The 18,383-nt window shown below is 72.2% G+C and carries 22 protein-coding genes; 12 read left to right on the top strand and 10 right to left on the bottom strand.

The window, feature by feature from the left end; genetic code table 11:
• Positions 1 to 139 precede the first annotated feature (139 nt).
• The 4 genes from ACGFIW_RS29750 (at position 140) to pheA (ending at position 2,731) form a co-directional block, all read left to right on the top strand.
• Complete coding sequence (locus tag ACGFIW_RS29750; RefSeq protein WP_393322657.1) at positions 140 to 598, top strand: hypothetical protein; 459 nt, start codon at positions 140 to 142, stop codon at positions 596 to 598.
• A 65-nt stretch (positions 599 to 663) separates the two neighbouring features.
• A complete protein-coding gene (locus ACGFIW_RS29745) occupies positions 664 to 1,053 on the top strand; it encodes an ACT domain-containing protein (protein ID WP_393322654.1) in 390 nt (129 codons plus the stop codon).
• A gap of 84 nt (positions 1,054 to 1,137) precedes the next feature.
• Entirely contained in the window at positions 1,138 to 1,764 is a 627-nt protein-coding gene (locus ACGFIW_RS29740) for a hypothetical protein (RefSeq protein ID WP_393322651.1), read from the top strand.
• 10 nt (positions 1,765 to 1,774) lie between these two features.
• Positions 1,775 to 2,731: a prephenate dehydratase gene (gene pheA / locus ACGFIW_RS29735; RefSeq protein ID WP_393322648.1), complete on the top strand. Its 957-nt coding sequence runs from the start codon at positions 1,775 to 1,777 to the stop codon at positions 2,729 to 2,731.
• Positions 2,732 to 2,778: 47 nt separating this feature from the next.
• Here pheA and ACGFIW_RS29730 read toward each other — a convergent pair whose 3' ends face one another.
• The 3 genes from ACGFIW_RS29730 to ACGFIW_RS29720 all read right to left on the bottom strand — a co-directional run bounded on the left by ACGFIW_RS29730 (position 2,779) and on the right by ACGFIW_RS29720 (position 4,531).
• Positions 2,779 to 3,501 (bottom strand): AIM24 family protein, encoded by a 723-nt coding sequence (locus ACGFIW_RS29730; RefSeq protein ID WP_357556562.1) that lies wholly within the window; start codon positions 3,499 to 3,501, stop codon positions 2,779 to 2,781.
• A gap of 102 nt (positions 3,502 to 3,603) precedes the next feature.
• Positions 3,604 to 3,966, bottom strand: coding sequence for a metallopeptidase family protein (locus ACGFIW_RS29725; RefSeq protein WP_393322645.1), 363 nt, complete (start codon positions 3,964 to 3,966; stop codon positions 3,604 to 3,606).
• Between the two features lie 133 nt (positions 3,967 to 4,099).
• A complete protein-coding gene (locus tag ACGFIW_RS29720; protein ID WP_357065949.1) occupies positions 4,100 to 4,531 on the bottom strand; it encodes an OsmC family protein in 432 nt (143 codons plus the stop codon).
• A gap of 131 nt (positions 4,532 to 4,662) precedes the next feature.
• On the opposite strand from ACGFIW_RS29720, the gene ACGFIW_RS29715 reads away from it, so the two are divergent.
• From ACGFIW_RS29715 to ACGFIW_RS29705, 3 genes are all read left to right on the top strand, one after another.
• Entirely contained in the window at positions 4,663 to 5,406 is a 744-nt protein-coding gene (locus ACGFIW_RS29715) for a hypothetical protein (protein WP_393322642.1), read from the top strand.
• Positions 5,407 to 5,679: 273 nt separating this feature from the next.
• Positions 5,680 to 6,501, top strand: a complete 822-nt coding sequence (locus tag ACGFIW_RS29710) for an HAD family hydrolase (protein WP_393322639.1) — start codon at positions 5,680 to 5,682, stop codon at positions 6,499 to 6,501.
• Positions 6,501 to 7,313 carry an HAD family hydrolase gene (locus ACGFIW_RS29705; protein WP_393322636.1) on the top strand — a complete coding sequence of 271 codons (813 nt, stop codon included), beginning with the start codon at positions 6,501 to 6,503 and terminating at the stop codon, positions 7,311 to 7,313. Before ACGFIW_RS29710 ends, ACGFIW_RS29705 begins: the two co-directional genes overlap by 1 nt.
• A 3-nt stretch (positions 7,314 to 7,316) precedes the next feature.
• Here ACGFIW_RS29705 and ACGFIW_RS29700 read toward each other — a convergent pair whose 3' ends face one another.
• On the bottom strand, positions 7,317 to 7,919 hold the full coding sequence (locus ACGFIW_RS29700; protein ID WP_393322633.1) for a bacterial proteasome activator family protein: 603 nt from the start codon (positions 7,917 to 7,919) through the stop codon (positions 7,317 to 7,319).
• Positions 7,920 to 8,002: 83 nt separating this feature from the next.
• Between ACGFIW_RS29700 and ACGFIW_RS29695 the strand changes: the two genes are divergently transcribed.
• Positions 8,003 to 8,800, top strand: coding sequence for an alpha/beta hydrolase family protein (locus ACGFIW_RS29695; RefSeq protein WP_393322630.1), 798 nt, complete (start codon positions 8,003 to 8,005; stop codon positions 8,798 to 8,800).
• 80 nt (positions 8,801 to 8,880) lie between these two features.
• Positions 8,881 to 10,068: an ABC transporter substrate-binding protein gene (locus ACGFIW_RS29690; RefSeq protein WP_393322627.1), complete on the top strand. Its 1,188-nt coding sequence runs from the start codon at positions 8,881 to 8,883 to the stop codon at positions 10,066 to 10,068.
• Between the two features lie 59 nt (positions 10,069 to 10,127).
• Here the strand turns inward: ACGFIW_RS29690 and ddaH are convergent, their stop codons facing one another.
• The gene (ddaH, locus tag ACGFIW_RS29685) at positions 10,128 to 10,961 is read right to left on the bottom strand and encodes a dimethylargininase (RefSeq protein ID WP_393322624.1); all 834 of its coding nucleotides are present in this window, start codon (positions 10,959 to 10,961) and stop codon (positions 10,128 to 10,130) included.
• Between the two features lie 59 nt (positions 10,962 to 11,020).
• Here ddaH and ACGFIW_RS29680 point away from each other — a divergent pair, with 59 nt between their 5' ends.
• Together ACGFIW_RS29680 and ACGFIW_RS29675 are read left to right on the top strand one after the other, a co-directional pair.
• Positions 11,021 to 11,485 (top strand): Lrp/AsnC family transcriptional regulator, encoded by a 465-nt coding sequence (locus ACGFIW_RS29680; protein ID WP_357065971.1) that lies wholly within the window; start codon positions 11,021 to 11,023, stop codon positions 11,483 to 11,485.
• A gap of 66 nt (positions 11,486 to 11,551) precedes the next feature.
• The gene (locus ACGFIW_RS29675; RefSeq protein WP_393322621.1) at positions 11,552 to 12,505 is read left to right on the top strand and encodes a zinc-binding dehydrogenase; all 954 of its coding nucleotides are present in this window, start codon (positions 11,552 to 11,554) and stop codon (positions 12,503 to 12,505) included.
• On the opposite strand, the gene ACGFIW_RS29670 is transcribed toward ACGFIW_RS29675, so the two are convergent.
• From ACGFIW_RS29670 to ACGFIW_RS29660, 3 genes are all read right to left on the bottom strand, one after another.
• Entirely contained in the window at positions 12,502 to 13,608 is a 1,107-nt protein-coding gene (locus tag ACGFIW_RS29670) for a hypothetical protein (protein ID WP_393322618.1), read from the bottom strand. The genes ACGFIW_RS29675 and ACGFIW_RS29670 overlap by 4 nt on opposite strands.
• 81 nt (positions 13,609 to 13,689) lie before the next feature.
• A complete protein-coding gene (locus ACGFIW_RS29665) occupies positions 13,690 to 13,956 on the bottom strand; it encodes a DUF6457 domain-containing protein (RefSeq protein WP_393322615.1) in 267 nt (88 codons plus the stop codon).
• Positions 13,953 to 14,723, bottom strand: a complete 771-nt coding sequence (locus ACGFIW_RS29660) for a molybdenum cofactor guanylyltransferase (RefSeq protein WP_393322612.1) — start codon at positions 14,721 to 14,723, stop codon at positions 13,953 to 13,955. The genes ACGFIW_RS29665 and ACGFIW_RS29660 overlap by 4 nt, the downstream gene beginning before the upstream one ends.
• Positions 14,724 to 14,824: 101 nt before the next feature.
• Here ACGFIW_RS29660 and fdhD point away from each other — a divergent pair, with 101 nt between their 5' ends.
• Positions 14,825 to 15,691 carry a formate dehydrogenase accessory sulfurtransferase FdhD gene (gene fdhD, locus ACGFIW_RS29655; RefSeq protein ID WP_393322609.1) on the top strand — a complete coding sequence of 289 codons (867 nt, stop codon included), beginning with the start codon at positions 14,825 to 14,827 and terminating at the stop codon, positions 15,689 to 15,691.
• Positions 15,692 to 15,838: 147 nt separating this feature from the next.
• Here fdhD and ACGFIW_RS29650 read toward each other — a convergent pair whose 3' ends face one another.
• Both ACGFIW_RS29650 and ACGFIW_RS29645 read right to left on the bottom strand, forming a co-directional pair.
• A complete protein-coding gene (locus ACGFIW_RS29650; RefSeq protein WP_393322606.1) occupies positions 15,839 to 16,555 on the bottom strand; it encodes a GAP family protein in 717 nt (238 codons plus the stop codon).
• Positions 16,556 to 17,255: 700 nt separating this feature from the next.
• Complete coding sequence (locus tag ACGFIW_RS29645) at positions 17,256 to 18,302, bottom strand: DUF4192 domain-containing protein (protein WP_393322603.1); 1,047 nt, start codon at positions 18,300 to 18,302, stop codon at positions 17,256 to 17,258.
• Positions 18,303 to 18,383: the final 81 nt, after the last annotated feature.

The following is an 18,383-nucleotide window of genomic DNA, read 5'->3' as shown; positions in this document are numbered from 1 at the left end:
CCCCCCGACCACCCACCGGTCTCCGCGCCGTCACCGGTCGCCTCGGTTCACGCTGCGCGACTCGGTGACCTGGTGCGCTCGGTGATTCCGTCGGTGACCCGCTAGCGTGGACAGTCGATCGGTGCACATAGGAGGCGCGGTGGCCCACGTCGAACTTTCGCTCTCAGAAGCGTTCGTGCCGGCGGCGCGGGCCTCGACAGAGCCGGAGTCCGGCAACGTCGGCCATTGGTCCTCGACAGTCTCCCGGGCCGACGAGCCGTGCTTGCTGATCGACACCGACACCCTGGTGGTGGCGATCTCCACCGCCGGCTGCCAGTTGCTCTGCCTGGGCGAGCCGGATGGCCTGATCGGGCGACCGCTGCTTGACGGTGGGCTGCGCCTCCTCGACTTCACCGCCAACCGGGGCGAGCTGACCGAGGCCGAGATCGACAAGATCCCGCCCCTGCTGGCGCTCTCCTCCGGTCGACTCGCCCGAGGGCTGCTCCGGGTCCAGGGCGCCTCGGCGAACAACTCCGACGCGACAGTCGACGCGATCTCCACCCCGGTGCTCACCGACGGCGCCGTGGCCGGTTCGCTCACCTTCTTCTCAGAGGTCTGACCTGCGACAAGCCGCACACGGCGTTGCTGGCCCAGCCCCGCGCGAGTAGGCCGTAAGGTGCCCCCATGCTCGATATCGTCCTACTGCCAGGGGAGTACGCGGTGTGGCGGTTGGCCGCCGGCACCGCCCTGCCGTACGCGTTGTCGAGCGGGCTGAGCGGCACCGACGTGGTGACGGTGAGCTGGACCTCCGATGGGATCTCGGTGATCTGCCCGGCGGACCGGGTTCCGGTGCAGGTCGTGGTGGAGACCGCCTGGCGCTGTCTACGGGTCACCGCCCCGGCGGACCCGGCCAGCACCGGCAGCCTGGCCGCACTCGTCGATCCGCTCGCCGAGGCACGGGTCAGTGCGGTCACGTTCTCCACCTTCGACACCGACTACCTGCTGGTGCCGGCCGTCCGGCTGGCCGAGGGCACGGCCGCCCTCCAGCGCGCCGGGCACCGCGTCACCGGCTGACCTTCACCCGGCCGGCCGCTGACCCTACGATGGGCTCGGCCACCCCGGCCGCGACGAATTCTCCGATGTCCCGAGGATCGGCCCGTGCCGTTCACCCCGCTCCGCCCCTCGTCTCCCCCACCGCGGGCGACGGCCTCCGTCCCACCGGCGACACGTCACCGGGCATCCGATCACGTCCCCACGCGGGCCAGCACCCGGATCCGACCGGTCGCGCTCTCGGTGCTCGCCGTCGCGGTGCTCGCCGGCTGTGGGGCCCCACCCGAACTGCGGGAGCCGACCGCCGCGCCCACCCGCACCGCGGCCCCCACGTCAGCCGGCCCGAGCACCGCACCCACCACCCCGCCGGCCAGCGCACCGCCGCTCGGCACGCTCACGCCCACCCCGGACGCCGGGCTGGTCGCCACGGCCTGCCGCAACGGGCCGACCGGCCAGCGGGTGGTGCAACTGCTGCGCGGCCGGGCCGGGGTGCTTCCGGCAAACGTTCGGGTCCAGGTCCGCACCGGGCCGCTCTGCGCCGCCGAGTGGCAGTACACGGTCCTACAGGTGACCGGGCACGAGGAGCTCCAGGTGGTCACCCGGGGCCAGGCCACCGCACCGACCCTGGTCACCGCCGGCACCGACGTCTGCACCATCGAGGTACGCGCCACCAGCCCGGCCGGGATCCGCGCCCTCGCCTGCGACGCCGCTCCGGCCACCCGGCCGAGTGCGTAGGCTGACCGGCATGCCGGGAACACCGCCGACACGCTTCGTCTACCTCGGGCCGGAGGGCACCTTCGCCGAGCAGGCCCTGCGCACCCTTCCCGCCGCCGAGCGCGGCACCCGTACACCCGCCCGCAGCGTCGGGGAGGCGCTGGACAGCGTCCGGACCGGGGACGCCGACGCCGCGCTGGTGCCGCTGGAAAACTCGATCGGCGGCGCGGTGGGCGTCACGCTTGACGAGATGATCGAGGGGGAGCCCTTGGTGATCACCCGGGAGGTGATCCTGCCGGTGGCGTTCGTGCTCGGCGCTCGACCCGACACTCCGCTGACCTCGATCCGCACCGTGGCGGCCCATCCGCAGGCGTCCACCCAGTGCCGGGGCTGGTTGCGCAACCATCTGCCCGACGCCGTGGTGGTCGACGTGCTCTCCAACGGCGCGGCGGCGGCCGGTGCCGGCACCGGCGCGTACGACGCCGCGATCTGCGCGCCGATCGGGGCGGCCCGCCACCGGCTCGTGACACTCGCCGACAAGATCGCCGATCATCCGGACGCGGTGACGCGGTTCGCGCTGGTGGCCCGCCCCGGGCCACCCCCACCGCCGACCGACGACGACCTCACCTCGCTGGCGGTCTACATCGCGCACGACCGGGTCGGCGCGCTGCTGTCGGTGCTGATGGAGCTTGCCGTCCGCGGCGTCAACCTGACGCGCATCGAGTCCCGTCCCACCGGCGAGGCCCTGGGCCGGTACGTCTTCTTCCTGGACTGCACCGGCCACGTCGCCGACGTACGACTGGGCGAGGCGTTGCAGGGGCTGCGCCGGGTCTGCGCGGAGGTCCGCTTCCTGGGCTCGTACCCCCGGCACCGGTGGGTTGGGGCGGCGCGCGACCGGCCGGTGCCCGCGCCGGCGGGCCTCTCCGACGCCGAGTACGTCGATGCGGCGGCCTGGCTGACCCGGCTGCGCACGGGTGAGTTGACCTGACCCGGCGGGGCGCTCCCGAAGGTCGGGAGCGCCCGCGCCACAGGTGATCAGCTCAGCAGACCGCCGAGCAGGCCGCCCTCCTGCTGCTGCTGGCCGCTGCCCATGACCGGCGGCTCCTCGGACGGCTGCACCACCACGAAGCCCTGACCGGCGAAGCTCATCGTGAACGACTCACCGGTGCGCCGACCCAGCAGCGTGCCGAGGCCCAGTTGCTCGGCCCGGTGGTAGCCGGTCTGCAGGTTGGCCGACCAGCACACCGCGGCCTGCGGGTCGACGTACGTGGGGGCGTCGACGTTGAGCACGACCGGGGTGCCCTTGGTGGTGATGGCGATCCGGCCGTGGCCGCTGAACACACAGTTGAACAGGCCGGACGAGGAGGCCATCCCGGCGCCGCCGACCATCCTGATGTCGTACTGGAGGGTCGAGTCGAAGGCGAGCACGCTGGAGCCGTTGATGGAGAGTGCGTCGCCCGGCTCCAGGTCGATGATGTGCACGTCCTTGGCCAGTTCGGCGAGGAAGACGTCACCGTGGCCGGAAACCTTCATCAGGGGGACGCCCTCGCCGGTGAGCTTCTGCTTGAGAAACTTGCCGAGCCCGCCCGAGCCGAGCGCCTGGAACTGCACATTTCCCTGGTAGGCGACCATCGACCCGACCCGGGCCATCGCCTCACCGTTAAGTTCGATCTTCAGCATCTTGGAGTTTTGCAGCCGCATGCCGGGCTGCGCGGACTCCTTCTCCAGATTTTCCGCGGAGAACAGCTCACTGCGCATGAAAGGGTGCCTCCTGACAGGGTTGCGATTGCTGCACCGAAGGTAGGCGACCAGGGCAACCACGGGCCATCGTCCGAGCGGTGACCACGGCTGTCGGAGGGTTCAGCCCCAGCCCAGGGCGTGCAGCCGTTCGTCGTCGATGCCGAAGTGGTGAGCGATCTCGTGCACGACGGTCACCGCCACCTCGTCGACGACATCGTCGTCGTTGTCGCAGATCCGCAGGATCGGGTGTCGGTAGATGAAGATCCGGTCCGGCAACACGCCGGAGTAGTCCCAGCCGCGGCTGGTGAGGGCGTGGCCCTCGTAGAGGCCGAGCAGGCCGGGCTCACCGTGCGGCGGGTCGTCCTCGACGAGGATCACCACGTTGCTCATCAGGCCGAGTAGTTCCTCGGGAACCTCGTCGAGAGCGTCGGCAACCAGCTCCTCGAAGCGCTCGCGGCTCATGTCTACCGGCACGGCACCCATTCTGCCCGACGCCGCACCCGTTGGGCCGATCGAGACGTGCCGCCGATCGGATCCGCAGGCTCACGGAGAGAGTGACCGCCCAGGGGCGGGCGGAGACTCTCGTCCGTGAACGAGCGGTTGTGGGTGGACCGGCTCAGGAGGCCAGGCGCGCGTCGAGGGTGATCTCGGCTCCCGGCGAGAGCAGGCGGGAGATCGGGCAGTTGGCCTTGGCGGCCTCGGCGAGCTTCTGGAACTCCGCGTCGTCGATCCCCGGGACCTGGCCGACGGTCTCCAGGTCGATCCGGGTCACGGTCATGCCGGCGTCGGTCTTGTCCAGGTGGACCTTGGCGGTGGTCTCGACCGAGGTGGCCGTCGAGCCGGCGTCGGCGAGCGCCTTCGAGAACGCCATCGAGAAGCAGCCGGCGTGCGCGGCGGCGATCAGCTCCTCGGGGTTGGTGCCCTCGCCCTCCTCGAAGCGCGACTTGAAGGAGTAGTTGCCCGACAGGCCGCCCTTACCGGTGCGGACCGTGCCGGAGCCCTCGGTGAGATTGCCCTGCCATTGTGCTGAAGCGGTACGGATAGGCATGAGGAGAACGCTAGCGGAAAGGTGACCGTCGAGCGACCGACCGGCACGGACGCCTACCCTGCGATCCCTGTCACGATCGGCCGGCTGTGCCATGATGCGACCCAGGTCCGTGACCGGCGGAAGGATGGCCGATGTCCGACGAGCTACCGATCCCCCGGCAGGGCGGCCGGTCCGAGGAGCCGGCCGTGATCGAGTGGGGTGCTGTCGACCCGGCTCCGCGGCGCCGGTTCGGCTGGTCCCTGGCCGGTTTCGCACAGGACCCTCGGCTGCCCCTGCTCCTCGCCGGTCTGGGCGCGGTCGCCGGGATCGCCTCGCTGGTCGGGGAATGGCTGGTGATGAGCCTGCCCAACGGTGGCGGGCCCGAAGGTGAGGGCACGATCGAGGTGCCGGCCGGCGTGTCCGAGGTCGGCGGCTTCGGCGTTGGCTACCTGGTCGGGCTGCTCGGTCTCGTCTGCACCGTGGCGCTGGCCCTGCGGGGCACGGCGGCCGTGCGGCCGAACGCCCGGCTGGCTGGTCTCACCCTGGCCGGTGCCCTGTTGGCGGTGCTGATCGCCGCCACGGCCACCCTCAACGACCCCAGCCAGCGCAACTTCTTCTACTCGCCGCCGGACGGTTTCCGGGCCGAATACGGCCGTGGGCTGGTGATGGCGTTCGCCGCCTGTGTGCTGTTCGCGGCCGCCCTGCGGCTGACGCCCGCCGCGTCCTCCGGCACGTTCGCCGGGCCACCGGACGACGACAGGCCCGCCGACGCGCCACCGCCACGACTCTGGCGCCGCCGCCGCAACCCCAACCCCACCGAGTACGACCCACCCGCCCCAACCGACCTGACAGTCACCCCCGCCGCCCCCTTCGCCCACCCCGACCCCCAGCCCTAAAACCCCACCCCCACGCCCCACCCCCCACCTCGGCGATCTTGCACTTTCTGTCGGGGCATAAGGGGCGTTAACGGTGCAAAAAGGGGACAGAAAGTGCAAGATCGCGGGGGGAAGGGGGCGCGGAGAGGCGGGGCGTGGGTTGTTCGCGTCCGATTCGTCTGGAAGCCATGGATCCGACCCTTTGCGCGAGGTACGGTTGCTGCCCGCCGTGACGCCGGGTCTCCTCAGCAGAAGGGGACAGCAGGTGCGACGGCGGCGGGCGAAGGAGGAACGATGACCCGCCCGGGCCTGCCCAAGCTGATCGCGACAGACCTCGACGGCACGCTGGTGCGCAGCGATGACACCGTCTCCGCGTACACCCATGGGGTGCTCGACCGGGTGCGGGCCGCCGGAATCCCGGTGGTCGGCGCGACCGGTCGCGGCCCTCGGCTTACCGAGTTGACCCGCAACGACATCCGGGCCGCGGACTTCCTGGTGATGGCCGGCGGCGGCCGGGTGGTCGACCAGAGCGACCCGGCCGGCCCCGTGGTGCTCCGCGACGAGCGGCTGCCCGCCGAGGTGCTGGCCCGGCTGCTCGCCGACCTGGAGGCCGAGGTCGGCCCGCTGACCGTGATGGTCGAGGCGTCCGACGAGCACGACGCTCCGCTCTGGGGCGACTACCACGAGAGTTGGCCCTACCAGGATCGGTTCGAGGCCCACAGCCGCGCGGAGTGCCTCGCCTGCGATGTGATCAAGGCGTTCGCCCGGACCGCCGACCACCACGTGGACGAACTGCTGGCGGTGGCCCGCCGGATCGTCGCGCCGCAGGTCGCCACGCTCACCCAGGCCGGGCTCGGCTTCATCGAGATCTGCCCGCCGGGCGTGGACAAGGCCACCGGGCTGACGGTGGTGGCGCAGAGCCTCGGGGTGGATCCGGCCGACGTCCTGGTCTTCGGTGACATGCCCAACGATCTGCCGATGTTCGAGTGGGCCGGCTGGTCCCGGGTGGCGGTGGCCAACGCGCACCCCGCCCTGCGCGCCGCCGCCGACGAGGTGACCCTGCGCAACGACGACGACGGTGTGGCGGTGTACCTGGACCGGCTACTGTCCCGGTGATGGGAGAGACACCCCGCCTGATCGCCACCGACATCGACGGCACGCTGATCCGCGACGACCACACCGTCAGCCCCCGCACCGCCGACGTGCTCGCGCGGATCTCCGCGCGAGGCACGCCTGTCGTGCTGGTCACCGGCCGCCCGGTCCGCTGGCTCAAGATGGTGTACGACCAGCTCGCCCGACCGCTGCCGGCGGTCTGCGCCAACGGTGCCGTGGTCTACGACCCGTTCTCCGACGAGGTGGTGCGGGCCGACCCGCTTGCCCCGCACCACCTGGCCGAGGTGGCCCGGAGGCTACGGGCCGAGGTGCCCGGGATCAGCTTCGCCGTGGAGATCCTGGACAGCCGGGAGATGCGGCACGAGGCGCACTACCCGCTGCGCTGGGACGTCGACCCGGAGGGCATCCGCCCGATCGAGACGCCGGAGGAGCTGCTCTCGGTGCCGGCGGTGAAGCTGCTCGCGCGGGCCGGCGAGCAGGACCCGGACACCTTCGCCGAGCTGATCGCCACGGCGGTGGCGGGGCTGGCCGAGGCCACGCACTCGTCGTCCTCCGGCCTGGTGGAGATCTCCGCTGCCGGGGTGACCAAGGCGGCCGGGCTGGCCTGGTACTGCGACCAGATCGGGGTGGCCGCGGCGGACGTGCTGGCCTTCGGCGACATGCCCAACGACGTGCCGATGTTGAGCTGGGCCGGCCGGGGCGTGGCGGTGGCCAACGCGCACCGCGCCGTCCTGGCGGTCGCCGACGACGTGACGACGGCGAACACCGAGGACGGCGTGGCGGCGTACCTGGAGAAGGTTTTCGGGGTGGGCTGAGGTTTACAGGTACTGGCCGGTGTTGTGGCCCTCGCCGCCGCCCGGCTGGCCGATGCCGGACATCCCGGGGACGATCCCGCCGGGGCCACTGGGCAGCGCCTGACGCCCACCGCGCATCTGCTCCAACTGCACCCGGGCGGCCATCTGCTGGGCCACCAGGGCCGCCTGGATGCCGTGGAACAGGCCCTCCAGCCAACCGACGAGCTGGGCGTGCGCGATCCGCAACTCGCCCTCGCTGGGGGCCTTGTCCTCCGTGAAGGGCAGCGAGATGCGCTCCAGCTCGTCGCGCAGCTCGGGGGCGAGGCCCTCCTTCAGCTCGACGATCGACCGCTCGTGGATCTCGCGCATCCGGTTGCGGCTGGCGTCGTCGAGAGGTGCGGCTTTCACCTCCTCCAGCAACTGCTTGATCATGCTGCCGATCCGCATCACCTTGGCCGGCTGTTCGACCAGGCGGGTCGGGTCCTCACCCTGGCCCTCGTCGGTCTGCATCGTCCCGATCGGCCGGCCGTCCGGACCGACCACCACGACAGTGCCGGGGTGGCCGGAGTCGTCGGTGCCGGGCTCGTCGTCGTGTCCAGCTGAGCGCGCTTCGGTCATGGGGTCCATCTTTACCCAGCGGGCTGGACCGTTGGTGCCCGGGACCGACTACCGGGACCGAACCACCCGCGCGGGCGCGCTACCGTCGCGCCATGCCTGTCGACCCGCGCGCCGTGTTGACCCGGCCCGCACCGGCGCCCGATCGGACGGTGGCGTACGGCGACCACCCGGATCAGGTGGCCGACCTGCGGTGGCCGGCGGGAGCTGGGCCGGCGCGCCCGCTGGTCGTCGTCCTGCACGGCGGCTTCTGGCGGGTCGAGTACGACCGACGTCACACCGACCCGTTGGCTGCCGCACTCGCCGCCGACGGCTATCCGGTGGCGCAGCTGGAATACCGGCGGACCGGGCAGCCGGGAGGTGGCTGGCCGGGCACGTTGACCGACGTGCTGACCGGGGTGGCCGAGTTGCCCGGGCTGGCCGCCGAGGCGCTGCCGGGCCGGGTGACCCGAGCCGCGCCGCTCCTGGTCGGGCACTCCGCCGGCGGTCACCTGGCGCTGTACGTGGCGGCCACCGCGCCGGCGACGGTGGGTGCGGTGCTCGCCCTGGCCCCGGTGGCCGACCTGGGCGAGGCGTACCGGCGGGATCTGGACTCGGGTGCGGTGGCCGAGCTGCTCGGCGGCGGCCCGGCCGAGGTCCCGGACCGGTACGCGGCGACGGATCCACGGCTGCTGGTGCCGACGCGGACACGGACGGTAGTGGTGCACGGCTCGGAGGATCAACAGGTTCCGGTGGAGATGAGCCGGGGCTTCGTGGCGGAAGCAACCGCCGCAGGATCCGATATCTCCCTTGTCGAACTGCCCGGATGCGAGCATTTCGGGCTGATCGACCCGGAGTCCGTCGCCTGGCCCCGCGTCCTCGCCGAGCTGCGGTCCCTGCAGGATGATCACTAGCCATTGACGCAGCGTCGCGGACCAGGTAGAACGCCGGAGGGGCGGTGTTCAGCCCTGCAACGCTCCTTGGAAGGAACTCGGTGTCGCAGATGAATCGCAGGCGGGCGCTCCAACTGTTGGCCGCGCTCGGTACCACCGGGTTCGTCGCCGGATGTGGCTCCGACACCGACCCCGAGCCGACGGTCAACCGCAGCCCGATCAAGATCGGGCTGATCACCCCGCAGGCCGGTGGTTTCAAGAGCATCGGCGATGACATCACCAACGGCTTCCAACTCTTCCTCGACCTGCACGACAAGCGGCTGGGCGGCCACCCGGTGGAGTTGTTGACCGCCGACGAGGGCGACACCGCGAAGACCGGCAAGGCCGCCGTGGAGGGCCTGCTCAAGCAGGGCGTGCTGGCGCTCACCGGTGTGGTCAACTCGGCGGTGATGGTCGGCATCCGGGACACCGTCGAGCAGGCCAAGGTCCCGCTGATCGGCTCCAACGCCTCACCGAGCAGCCTCCAGAGCGTCTTCTACATCTGGCGGACGTCGTACGTGCTGGACGAGGCCGGCAAGGCGCTGGGCCGCTACCTGCGCGACCAACTGCCCACCAACGGCCGCGTGGCGATCATCATGCCGGAGAACGTCGGCAGCCCGGACGTGGTGCGTGGCTTCCGGCAGGAGTTCGGCTCGACCGACCCGCGAATCAGCGACCCCGTCACCTACACCAGCGCCAACCCCAACCCCGGCAAGACCACGTTCTCGGCGGACATCAGCACCGCGCTGGCCAAGGAGCCCACCGCGGTCTTCTGCTTCTTCGCCGGTGCCGCCGCGGTGGAGTTCATCAAGCAGTTGCGGGAGAAGTTCGCCGGGCCGATCTACGCACCCGGTTTCCTCACCGAGGGCACCGTGCTGGAAAGCCTGAAGGAAAACGCGCTGGGCATCCAGACCGCCCTGAACTACTCGGCCGACCTGAACAACACGTCCAACCGGGTCTTCGCCTCTGCCTACCGCAAGAAATACCAGGTCACCCCCACCACGTACGCGATGGCGTCGTACGACGCGGCGCAGGTGCTCGACCAGGCGATCCAGCTGACCGGCGGCGCGCCCAACCCGCAGCAGGTCAACCTGGCACTCGGCCGGATCGGCCAGATCGACAGCCCGCGTGGCGTCTGGCAGTTCAACCAGCCGCGCACCCCCCAGCAGAAGTGGTATCTGCGGGAGGTGCAGCGCGACGGCCAGGTCATGTCGAACGTGCTGATCAACGAGCTGGCCACACTGGGCTGAGCCCGGAGCGACGACAGGGCCGGCCTCCCGTCGGGGAGGCCGGCCCTGTCGTACGGGAGTCAGTGCCGCAGCTCGGCGATGCAGCACTTCACGCTGCCGCCGCCCTTCTTCAACTCGCCCAACTCGACGGGGACCGGGGTGTAGCCGGCGGCCTTCAACTTGCCGGCGAACCGGGTCGCCTCGCTGCTGAGCACCACGTTCGCGCCGTCGCTGACCAGGTTGAGCCCGAAGGCCAGAGCGTCCTCGTCGTCGGCGATCACCGCGTCCGGGAAGAGCTGGGTGAGCACCCGCTGGCTGGCCGCGGAGAACGCGCCCGGGAAGTAGGCGACGTTCGAGTCGTCGATGGCCGCGAGTGCCACGTCCAGGTGATAGAAGCGGGGGTCGATCAGACGCAGCGACACCACCGGCCGACCCAGCGCCTCCTGCGCCTCACCGTGCGCCGGCAGCTCGGTGCGGAAGCCGTGCCCGGCGAGGATGAGGCCGCCGTGCGCCTCCGGCACGTACGCGAAGTCGCCCTCGCCCTCGTTGGTCTCCCCCGGTGCGACGAACCGCCAGCCCTGCGACTCGTAGAAGGCGTGGTGGGCGGCGGCCTCGGCGGCCCGCTGCTCGTGCCTGAACCGGGCGCCGTACACGCTGCCGTCCACCACGAAGGCACCGTTGGCGGCGTAGACCATGTCGAGCAGGCCCTGCTCGGGCGTGAGCAGGTGCACCTCGTGGCCGAGGCCGACGAGCGTCTCGTGCAGCCGGTCCCACTGTTTGACGGCCAGGTCCCGGTCGACGGGCGTGGTCACGTCCATCCACGGGTTGATCGCGTACTCGACCGCGAAGTGCTCGGGCGAGCACATGAGATATGTCCGCTTTCGCGGGACTCGCTGCTGGTTCACGGTCACCAAGAGTAGGTACCGTGGAACTTTGGTAACAGCCACAACCGTTGCTTCTCAGAGGCGGAACGTTGCAGATAGACGCGGTAGACCAGCGGATCATTGCGTTACTCGTCGCCGACGCCCGTGCGTCGTACGCCGACATCGGCACCCGGGTGTCACTCTCCGCCCCGGCCGTCAAGCGTCGCGTCGATCGGCTACGCGCCACCGGCGTGATCCGGGGATTCACGGCCGTGGTGGACCCGGCCGCCGTCGGCTGGACGACCGAGGCGTTCGTCGAGTTGTTCTGCGCCGGCCGGACCACCCCCGCCCAGATCGGCGTGGCCGCCCGGCGACACCCGGAGGTGGTCGGCGCCTACACCGTCTCCGGGGAGGCGGACGCGCTCGTGCACCTACGCGCCGCCGACATCGCCCACCTGGAGGCGGCCCTGGAACGGCTGCGCGCCGAGTCCTTCGTGACCTCCACCCGCAGCACGATCGTGCTGTCCCGACTGGCCGAGTCCCCGGGCGTCGGCCCGTCGCCCCGCACCGCTTGACCTCAACCCTGGTTGAGGCGCTTCGCTGTCCCCGAGTGGACGCCGTCGCGATTCGAGGGGGACTTCATGCGTGCGGTCTGGTTACGTGAGTTCGGCGGGCCCGAGGTGCTGCTGCCCGGCACCGCGACCGACCCGACACCCGGCCCCGGTCAGGTGCTGATCGACGTCGCGTACGCGAACATCACCTTCGTCGAGACGCAACAGCGCGCCGGCCGACCCGGGCCGTTCCAGGTCACCCCGCCCCTGATCCCCGGCAACGGCGTGGGCGGGGTGATCGCCGCCGTCGGCCCGGACGTCGACCCGGCACTGCTCGATCGACGGGTGGTCAGCGCGACCGGCGGCTCCGGCGGATACGCCGAACGCGCGGCGGTCGACGCCGCCGCGCCGATCGAGGTGCCCGCCGAACTGGCCCTGGACGAGGCGGTGGCACTGCTGGCCGACGGGCGTACCGCCACCATGCTTGTCGAGGCGGTCGGCATCCGCCCCGGTGACCGGGTGCTGGTCGAAGCGGCCGCGGGCGGAGTGGGCAGCCTGTTGGTGCGGCTCGCCGCCCAGGCCGGTGCCCGGGTCGTCGGCGTCGCCGGTGGGCCGCGCAAGGTGGACCTGCTGCCCGGCCTGGGTGCCGACCTGGCCGTCGACTACCTCCAGCCAGACTGGGCCGACCGCGTACGGGCCCCGCTGGGCGGCGTCGACGTGGTGTTCGACGGGGTCGGCGGGGCGGTGGCCCGAACGGCCTTCGACATGCTGGATCCGGGCGGTCGCATGGTCAGCTTCGGCCTGGCGAGCGGGGAGTGGTCCCCGGTGTCGGCGGAGGCCGCCACGGCACGGCAGGTCACCCTGGTACGGCCGGACACGTCACCCGCGCGACTGCGGGCGTACACCCGGCAGGCCCTGGCGGGCGGTGCGGCCGGCCGCCTGCGCCCGCTCATCGGCCAACGATTCCCGCTGGAACGCGCGGCCGACGCGCACGCCGCCATCGAGGCGCGCGCGACGGTCGGCAAGACCCTGCTCGACCTCTAGAGATACATGCCGGTGCGGTGCTCCGAGTCGTCACGCCGAACCGGCTTGTCGCCCTCGCCGAAGAACCGCTTCCCGCCGAACTCGCCGTGCAGACGGTCGTCCAGCTCGTCGGCGAGCCCGGTCATCACCCGCACCGCAAGCATCAGGTGGGTGGCCTGGAAGTTGCGACCGAAGACCGGGATGGAAGCCCAGACCGTGTCGTCGGCGCAGTAGAGGCGGCCGATCGGCATCCGGTTGGTCAACTCGGAGAGCTTGACGTAGAGCCGCTCGGTCGGCTCCACCTCGGTGAGCACCGGGGAGAACACGTCCACCAGCGGCGGATTGTCCCGCACCCGGACGAAGACCATCGCCGAACCGGCCCGGATGTTGATGTCGCCGTCCGAGTCGACCTGCAACCGGTCGGTGTCCGACTTGAGCATCGTGGAGACCACGGTCCGGACCCGATCAGCCAGGTCGAGCACGTCGTCCCGCTCGACCTGCGCGGAAGCCGCCTCGGCCAGTGCCTCCTCCAGGTCGGCCTCGACGTCGGCGTCCGGGCCGAACTCGCTGCGTGCCGTGCCCAACGGGTCCACGGCCAGCGGCTCACCCTCGACGTCCTGCACCAGGTAGACGAGGAACGCCGGGTGCGGGGCACCGTAGACGTCCCGCAGCGTCCGGGAGAGCAGCGCGGCCATCCGGGTCGACTCGCCCGTCGCGCCGTCCAGCCCGAAGAAACCGCCGGACCCAGCGACCACCCCGGGTGGCGACCAGCCGAGCGCGACCATGTCCGCCACCGCGCCGCGGTCCAACCGGTAGCCCGCCGGCAGCGTGGCGTTGCCGACCGCCCGCGCGGACAACGCGCCACCGTCGCGCACGTCCACGCTCACCGAGTAGACGGCGTCCCCGGTGCCGGAGGCGGTCGGGTCCAGGGTCACCTCCAGGTGCGCGCCGACGGGAAGCTCCCGCAGCCGCACGGCGAGCGCACGGGCGAACTCCTGCCACGCCTCGGTCACCTTCGCCCGCAGGTCGGTCGTGCTGGGTTCGTCGAGCAGGATCGATTCCGCCGGCTCAGCCGTACCGCCGGGCAGGTCACCGATCGGCGCCGAGGGGTGGTCAGCCGTCATGATCGCCTCCGTCCGTCACGATCACCCTACCCACGCAGCCTGGCGGCCCAATCAGCCCGGACCGGGATCGGACAACGGCGGTCAGGGGGCCGTCGGGTCCACGGGGTCCGCGCCCAGCTCGACGGGCCAGGCGCCGGCCAGGGCACTGAGCCGGGCCGCGGCGTCCGCCGGGTCGGCACCCCGACCGACCGCCAACCCCAGCAGGTACGCGGTGACCGGCGCACCCGGCCGCAACACCTGGTGGGCGACGTCGCGGGCCAGATCCAGCACCGCCGGGACGGGCACCCCGGTCGGGTCCAGGTCCAGCTCGGTACACGCGGCCGTGACCCAGTCGTCCATCACCGTCATCGCGCCCACTCCTCCGCCCGGCGTACGTCCTCGTCAGTGTCGCAGTCGAACCAGGGCGGCGGACCGTCACCGGCCCAGGGCACCTCCCGCACGTCCAGGCCGGCCAGCAACGCCCGGACCGGGGCACCGGACAGGCTGCCGCTCCGCTCGACAGTCAACCGGTCCAGCGCGGCCCGCAGCGCCGCGACCCGCCAGACACCGCAGAGCGACTGCCGCCGTCCGTCCCCGTCGACGAAGCACGCCCCGTCGGGCCGCCGCCCGCTCCCGACGACGCCACTCCCGACGCTGCTCCCGACGGGGCCCCTGCCGACGGGGCCGCTCCCGACGACGCCGCTCCCAACGACGCCGCTCCCGACGAGGCCGCTGCCGACGACGCCGTTCCCGACGACGCCGCTGCCGGCCACCGGGGCGGCATGGCCGGGGTTCTCCTCGCTGAGGTGGGCCAGCAGGTCGCCGATCGCGGCCCGGGTGAGCAGCGGCAGGTCGGCGGCGAGCAGCGCGACACGTGTGGTGTCCGGATCGAGCAGTGCCAGCCCGGCGGCCGCCGCGGCGACCGGACCCCCGCCGGGCGGGTCCTCCCGGGTCACCCGCACACCCTCCGGGACGGCGTCGACCGGCCCGACCAGCACCCGGGGCCGGGCGTCGCTGACGGCGGCCAGCACCCGCAGGCGCATCGGCCGGCCACCGACCGGGAGCGCGGGCTTGTCCACCCCGCCCATCCGTCGGGCGGACCCACCTGCGAGCACCACTGCGGCATACGTCCCCACCCGGCAACCGTAGCCGTGCCGACGCGCACTGGCGGTCGCCGCCGGGTGCGCGATGACAGGTGGCCGTGCGGGCGTACCGGCGGGAGGTGGAGGATGGCGGGATGGGACGGGCAACTGATCGGCGCGGCGTACTTCGGATCGACCTGGACGCTGCGACCGCCGGCCGCGGGTCCATCCGCCGGCCGGACACGCTGGCGGTGGAGGAGCCGCTGGAGATCCGGGTCGGTGCCGCCGGCCCCGGCCGGCGACAGCCCCTCGCCGTGACCATGCGTACCCCCGGCGACGACCTGGACCTGGCCATCGGGTTCCTCCTGACCGAGGGGCTGATCCGGTCGACCGACGACGTGCTGACCGCCCAGCTCTGCGCCGGCGCGGAGACACCGAACACGTACAACGTGGTGGACGTGGTGCTCGCCCCCGGCGTGCCGGAGCCGACCACCGACCCGTCCCGGAACTTCTACACGACCAGTTCCTGCGGAGTCTGCGGCAAGGCCAGCATCGACGCGATCCGCACCCGGTCCCAGTTCCCGGTCTCCGCCGATCCGCTCAGCGTGCCGGCCACGCTCCTCGCCGAGCTGCCCGACCGACTCCGCGCCGCCCAGCGTGGCTTCGACCGGACCGGTGGGCTGCACGCGGCGGGCCTGTTCACCCCCGGCGGTGAGCTGGTGGTGCTGCGGGAGGACGTGGGCCGGCACAACGCGGTGGACAAGGTGATCGGCTGGGCGGTGCGAGAACGTCGACTGCCACTGGCCGGCCACCTGCTGCTGGTCTCCGGCCGGGCCAGCTTCGAGCTGACCCAGAAGGCGTGGATGGCCGGGTTGCCGCTGCTGGCGGCCGTGTCCGCCCCGAGCACGCTCGCCGCCGAACTGGCCGACGGGGCGGGGATGACACTCGTCGGTTTCCTGCGCGGCCGGACCATGAACGTCTACACCGGCCCACACCGCATCACGCTGGAGCAGCCAGCCTGACGATGCCCCACCCGTGCCCGCGCCCGCGCCCGCGCCCGCGCCCGCGCCCGCGCCCGCGCCGATCTTGCACTTTCTGTCCCCCCATAGGGGGGCGTACCACCCATAACGGCGACCGAAACTGCAAGATCGGCGTCCCGGGCGTTGAGCTCACTTACCGATTCGGTCGATCAGGTCGAACAGCGCCAGTCGCGCGGCGGCGTCGCGGGCGATCAGGAAACCGGCGATGCCGAGGATCCAGCCCAACGCACCGCCCGCCTTCGCGACGATCCACGCGTTGAGGCGGGCCAGCACCGGCTCGACAAGCGCCGGGCGGGCCACCCTGGCACCCAGCAACACCACCGCCGGCAGCACCATGACCAGGCAATATCCGGCGAGCAGCGCCACCACGGCCACCGCGCCCACCCCCGAGGTCGCCAACAGACCTACCGCGCCCAGGTACGGAAGCATCGTCGCCACCTCGGCGAGCGCGGCCAGCAACGCCAGCCCGACCAGCCAGCGGGCCGAGGAGTCGCCGGCCGTGGCCCGGTCCCGCCACCGCAGCACACCACCGGTACGGGGGCGCCTTTTGCCGTCGTAGCGGAAGCTGAGCGCCAGCATCGCGACGCCCAGCACGAGTTGCGCCCAGAGGACAGCCCGGTTGTCCAGGGCACCGCCCAGCGCATCGCCCAACCTGCTGCCGCCCCACACCAGCAGCAGCCCCACCGCGAGATAGAACGCCGCGATGGTGGCGAGGTAGCCCAGGATCCGGCGGGCGTTGACCGGCCCGGGGGCGAGCAGCAGCCAGACCGGGATGAAAAGGGTGCCGATGCTGGTGCTGTCCACCAACGCCAGCCCAGCCAGCGAGAGCAGCAGTTCGGGGGTCACCCGATCATTGTCGGCCGGCCTGCGCCCCACCGAGTCGGCCGTGATCAGGAGAAACGCGTACATCGTTCGACGGAGGGCCGTGCGTGGACCCGCCCCGGCGCGATCGCCCTCGGGGAAGCGGGATCAGCGCCGGGGCGGGCTGCCGCAGGCTCGCCTCGTCCCGCACTGACCCGTGATCGACTCGGGTTTGCTGATAGCGCGGTGTCCCGGCAACGAGGATGCCGCGAATTCCGGAAAGCCGAGTCGATCACAGGTCAATCGACAGACCGCCGGCTGTGCGGCGACGATCTCGACGACACCGCGGCGTCTCTCCGGGCGCGGTCGACTCAGTAACGATGCACCTCCGCCGCAGGGAGTCCGGCGGTCCCTTTGATCGTTACGTGGAGCACTTCGAGTCTCTGTGCGACGCCGCAGGGGCGGCATAGCTGCGCTCAGGGCCAGCCCGGTCGCCCGCTGGCCCATGATCGACTCGGGTTTGCTGATACCGCGGTGTCCCGGCAACGAGGATGCCGCGATTTCCTTAAAGCCGAGTCGATCAACTCCCGCCACGCCGGGCCGGACGACTCCCGCCGTGCCAGGCCGGGCGACACCCGCCGCGCCAGGCCGGGCGACACCCGTCTCGCCAGGCCGGACGACACCCGCCGTGCCAGGCCGGGCGACACCCGCCGCGCCAGGCCGGGCGGCGACCGGGACCGGCCGGTCAGCGGCGGCCGCGCCGCCTTCTCCTGCGGGGGCGGATCACGCCGGGCATTCCCTCCGACGGCCACCCGTCCAGCTCGGATGGGGGCACACCGCGCCGGAGCATGTCGTCCATCAGCACGGCGAGCGGGTAGTCAGGGTGCAGGCTCAGCGTGCGCTCCAGTGCCACCGCGGCCAACGCCCCCTGCCCCGCGCGCCACGCCGCGAACGCCAGCAACGTACCTGGCGCGGCGACCAACTCCGGTTCGGCCCGGCGCAGCACGTCGGTCCAGAGGGCGATGTCGCGATCCCGGCCGTCGGTGCGTTCCCACGCGAGGTCGCGGACGGGCAGATGGGTCATCAGCAGGCTCAACCAGGCCATCTCGTCGTCGTCGAGCCGCTCACCGCGACGCTGCCGACGTTGGGCCTCGCGGACCGCCGCGAGCCCGGCGGTGTGCACCGCCCGACTGCCGAGCAGGTCGTTCTCGGGCGCCTGTTTGTGCAGCTCGGTCAGGCGCAGCCGGGCGCGGGCGGTGGCCGCACGCGCCGCGTCCCGGTCCGGCCCGTCCACGGGTGCCACCTGCGCCACCAGGGCGGCCCGGTCGGGGAGCGCGACCTGGCCGGCGAAGATCGCCGCGGCGGTCATCGGATTGGCGACCGGGTCGTAGCGCCGGCCCTCGGGTGGGCAGCAGTCGGGCTCGGTGCAGAGGTAGGACCACCACCGGTCTCCGGTCACCCGCAGCGCGTCGAGCACCTCCGTGCCGCCGACGCTGAGGGCGGCCCGCACCGCGTCCACCGCCGGTGTCACCCGATCGGGCGGCCCGTAACCGACCACGGTGGCGGACTCCGCACCCTGCCGGCGGATCACTCCGGCCAGGTGCCGGGCCTGCTCCAGCAGGTCGCTCGACGGGTCGGGCAGGTCCGCGCGGGCGGCGAAGATGATCTGCCGGCCCAGCAACGCCACCGCGACCACGCTGTCGGCGGGGTGGAAGCCGAGCAGGTACGGTACGGCGGCGATCAGGTCGGCGGGCGAGCGGACGGCGAGCTGGGGGCGTTCGGTCGAGGCCATGTCGGAAGCCTGCGGCGGGCCGGACCCGCCCAACAGACCCTGTGGACGACACGCTGCTTATCCACAACTACTGAGCGTGTT

Source organism: Micromonospora sp. NPDC048935, assembly GCF_043197875.1.
Classification (GTDB): domain Bacteria; phylum Actinomycetota; class Actinomycetes; order Mycobacteriales; family Micromonosporaceae; genus Micromonospora.
This window is presented reverse-complemented; position numbering and strand designations above follow the sequence as displayed.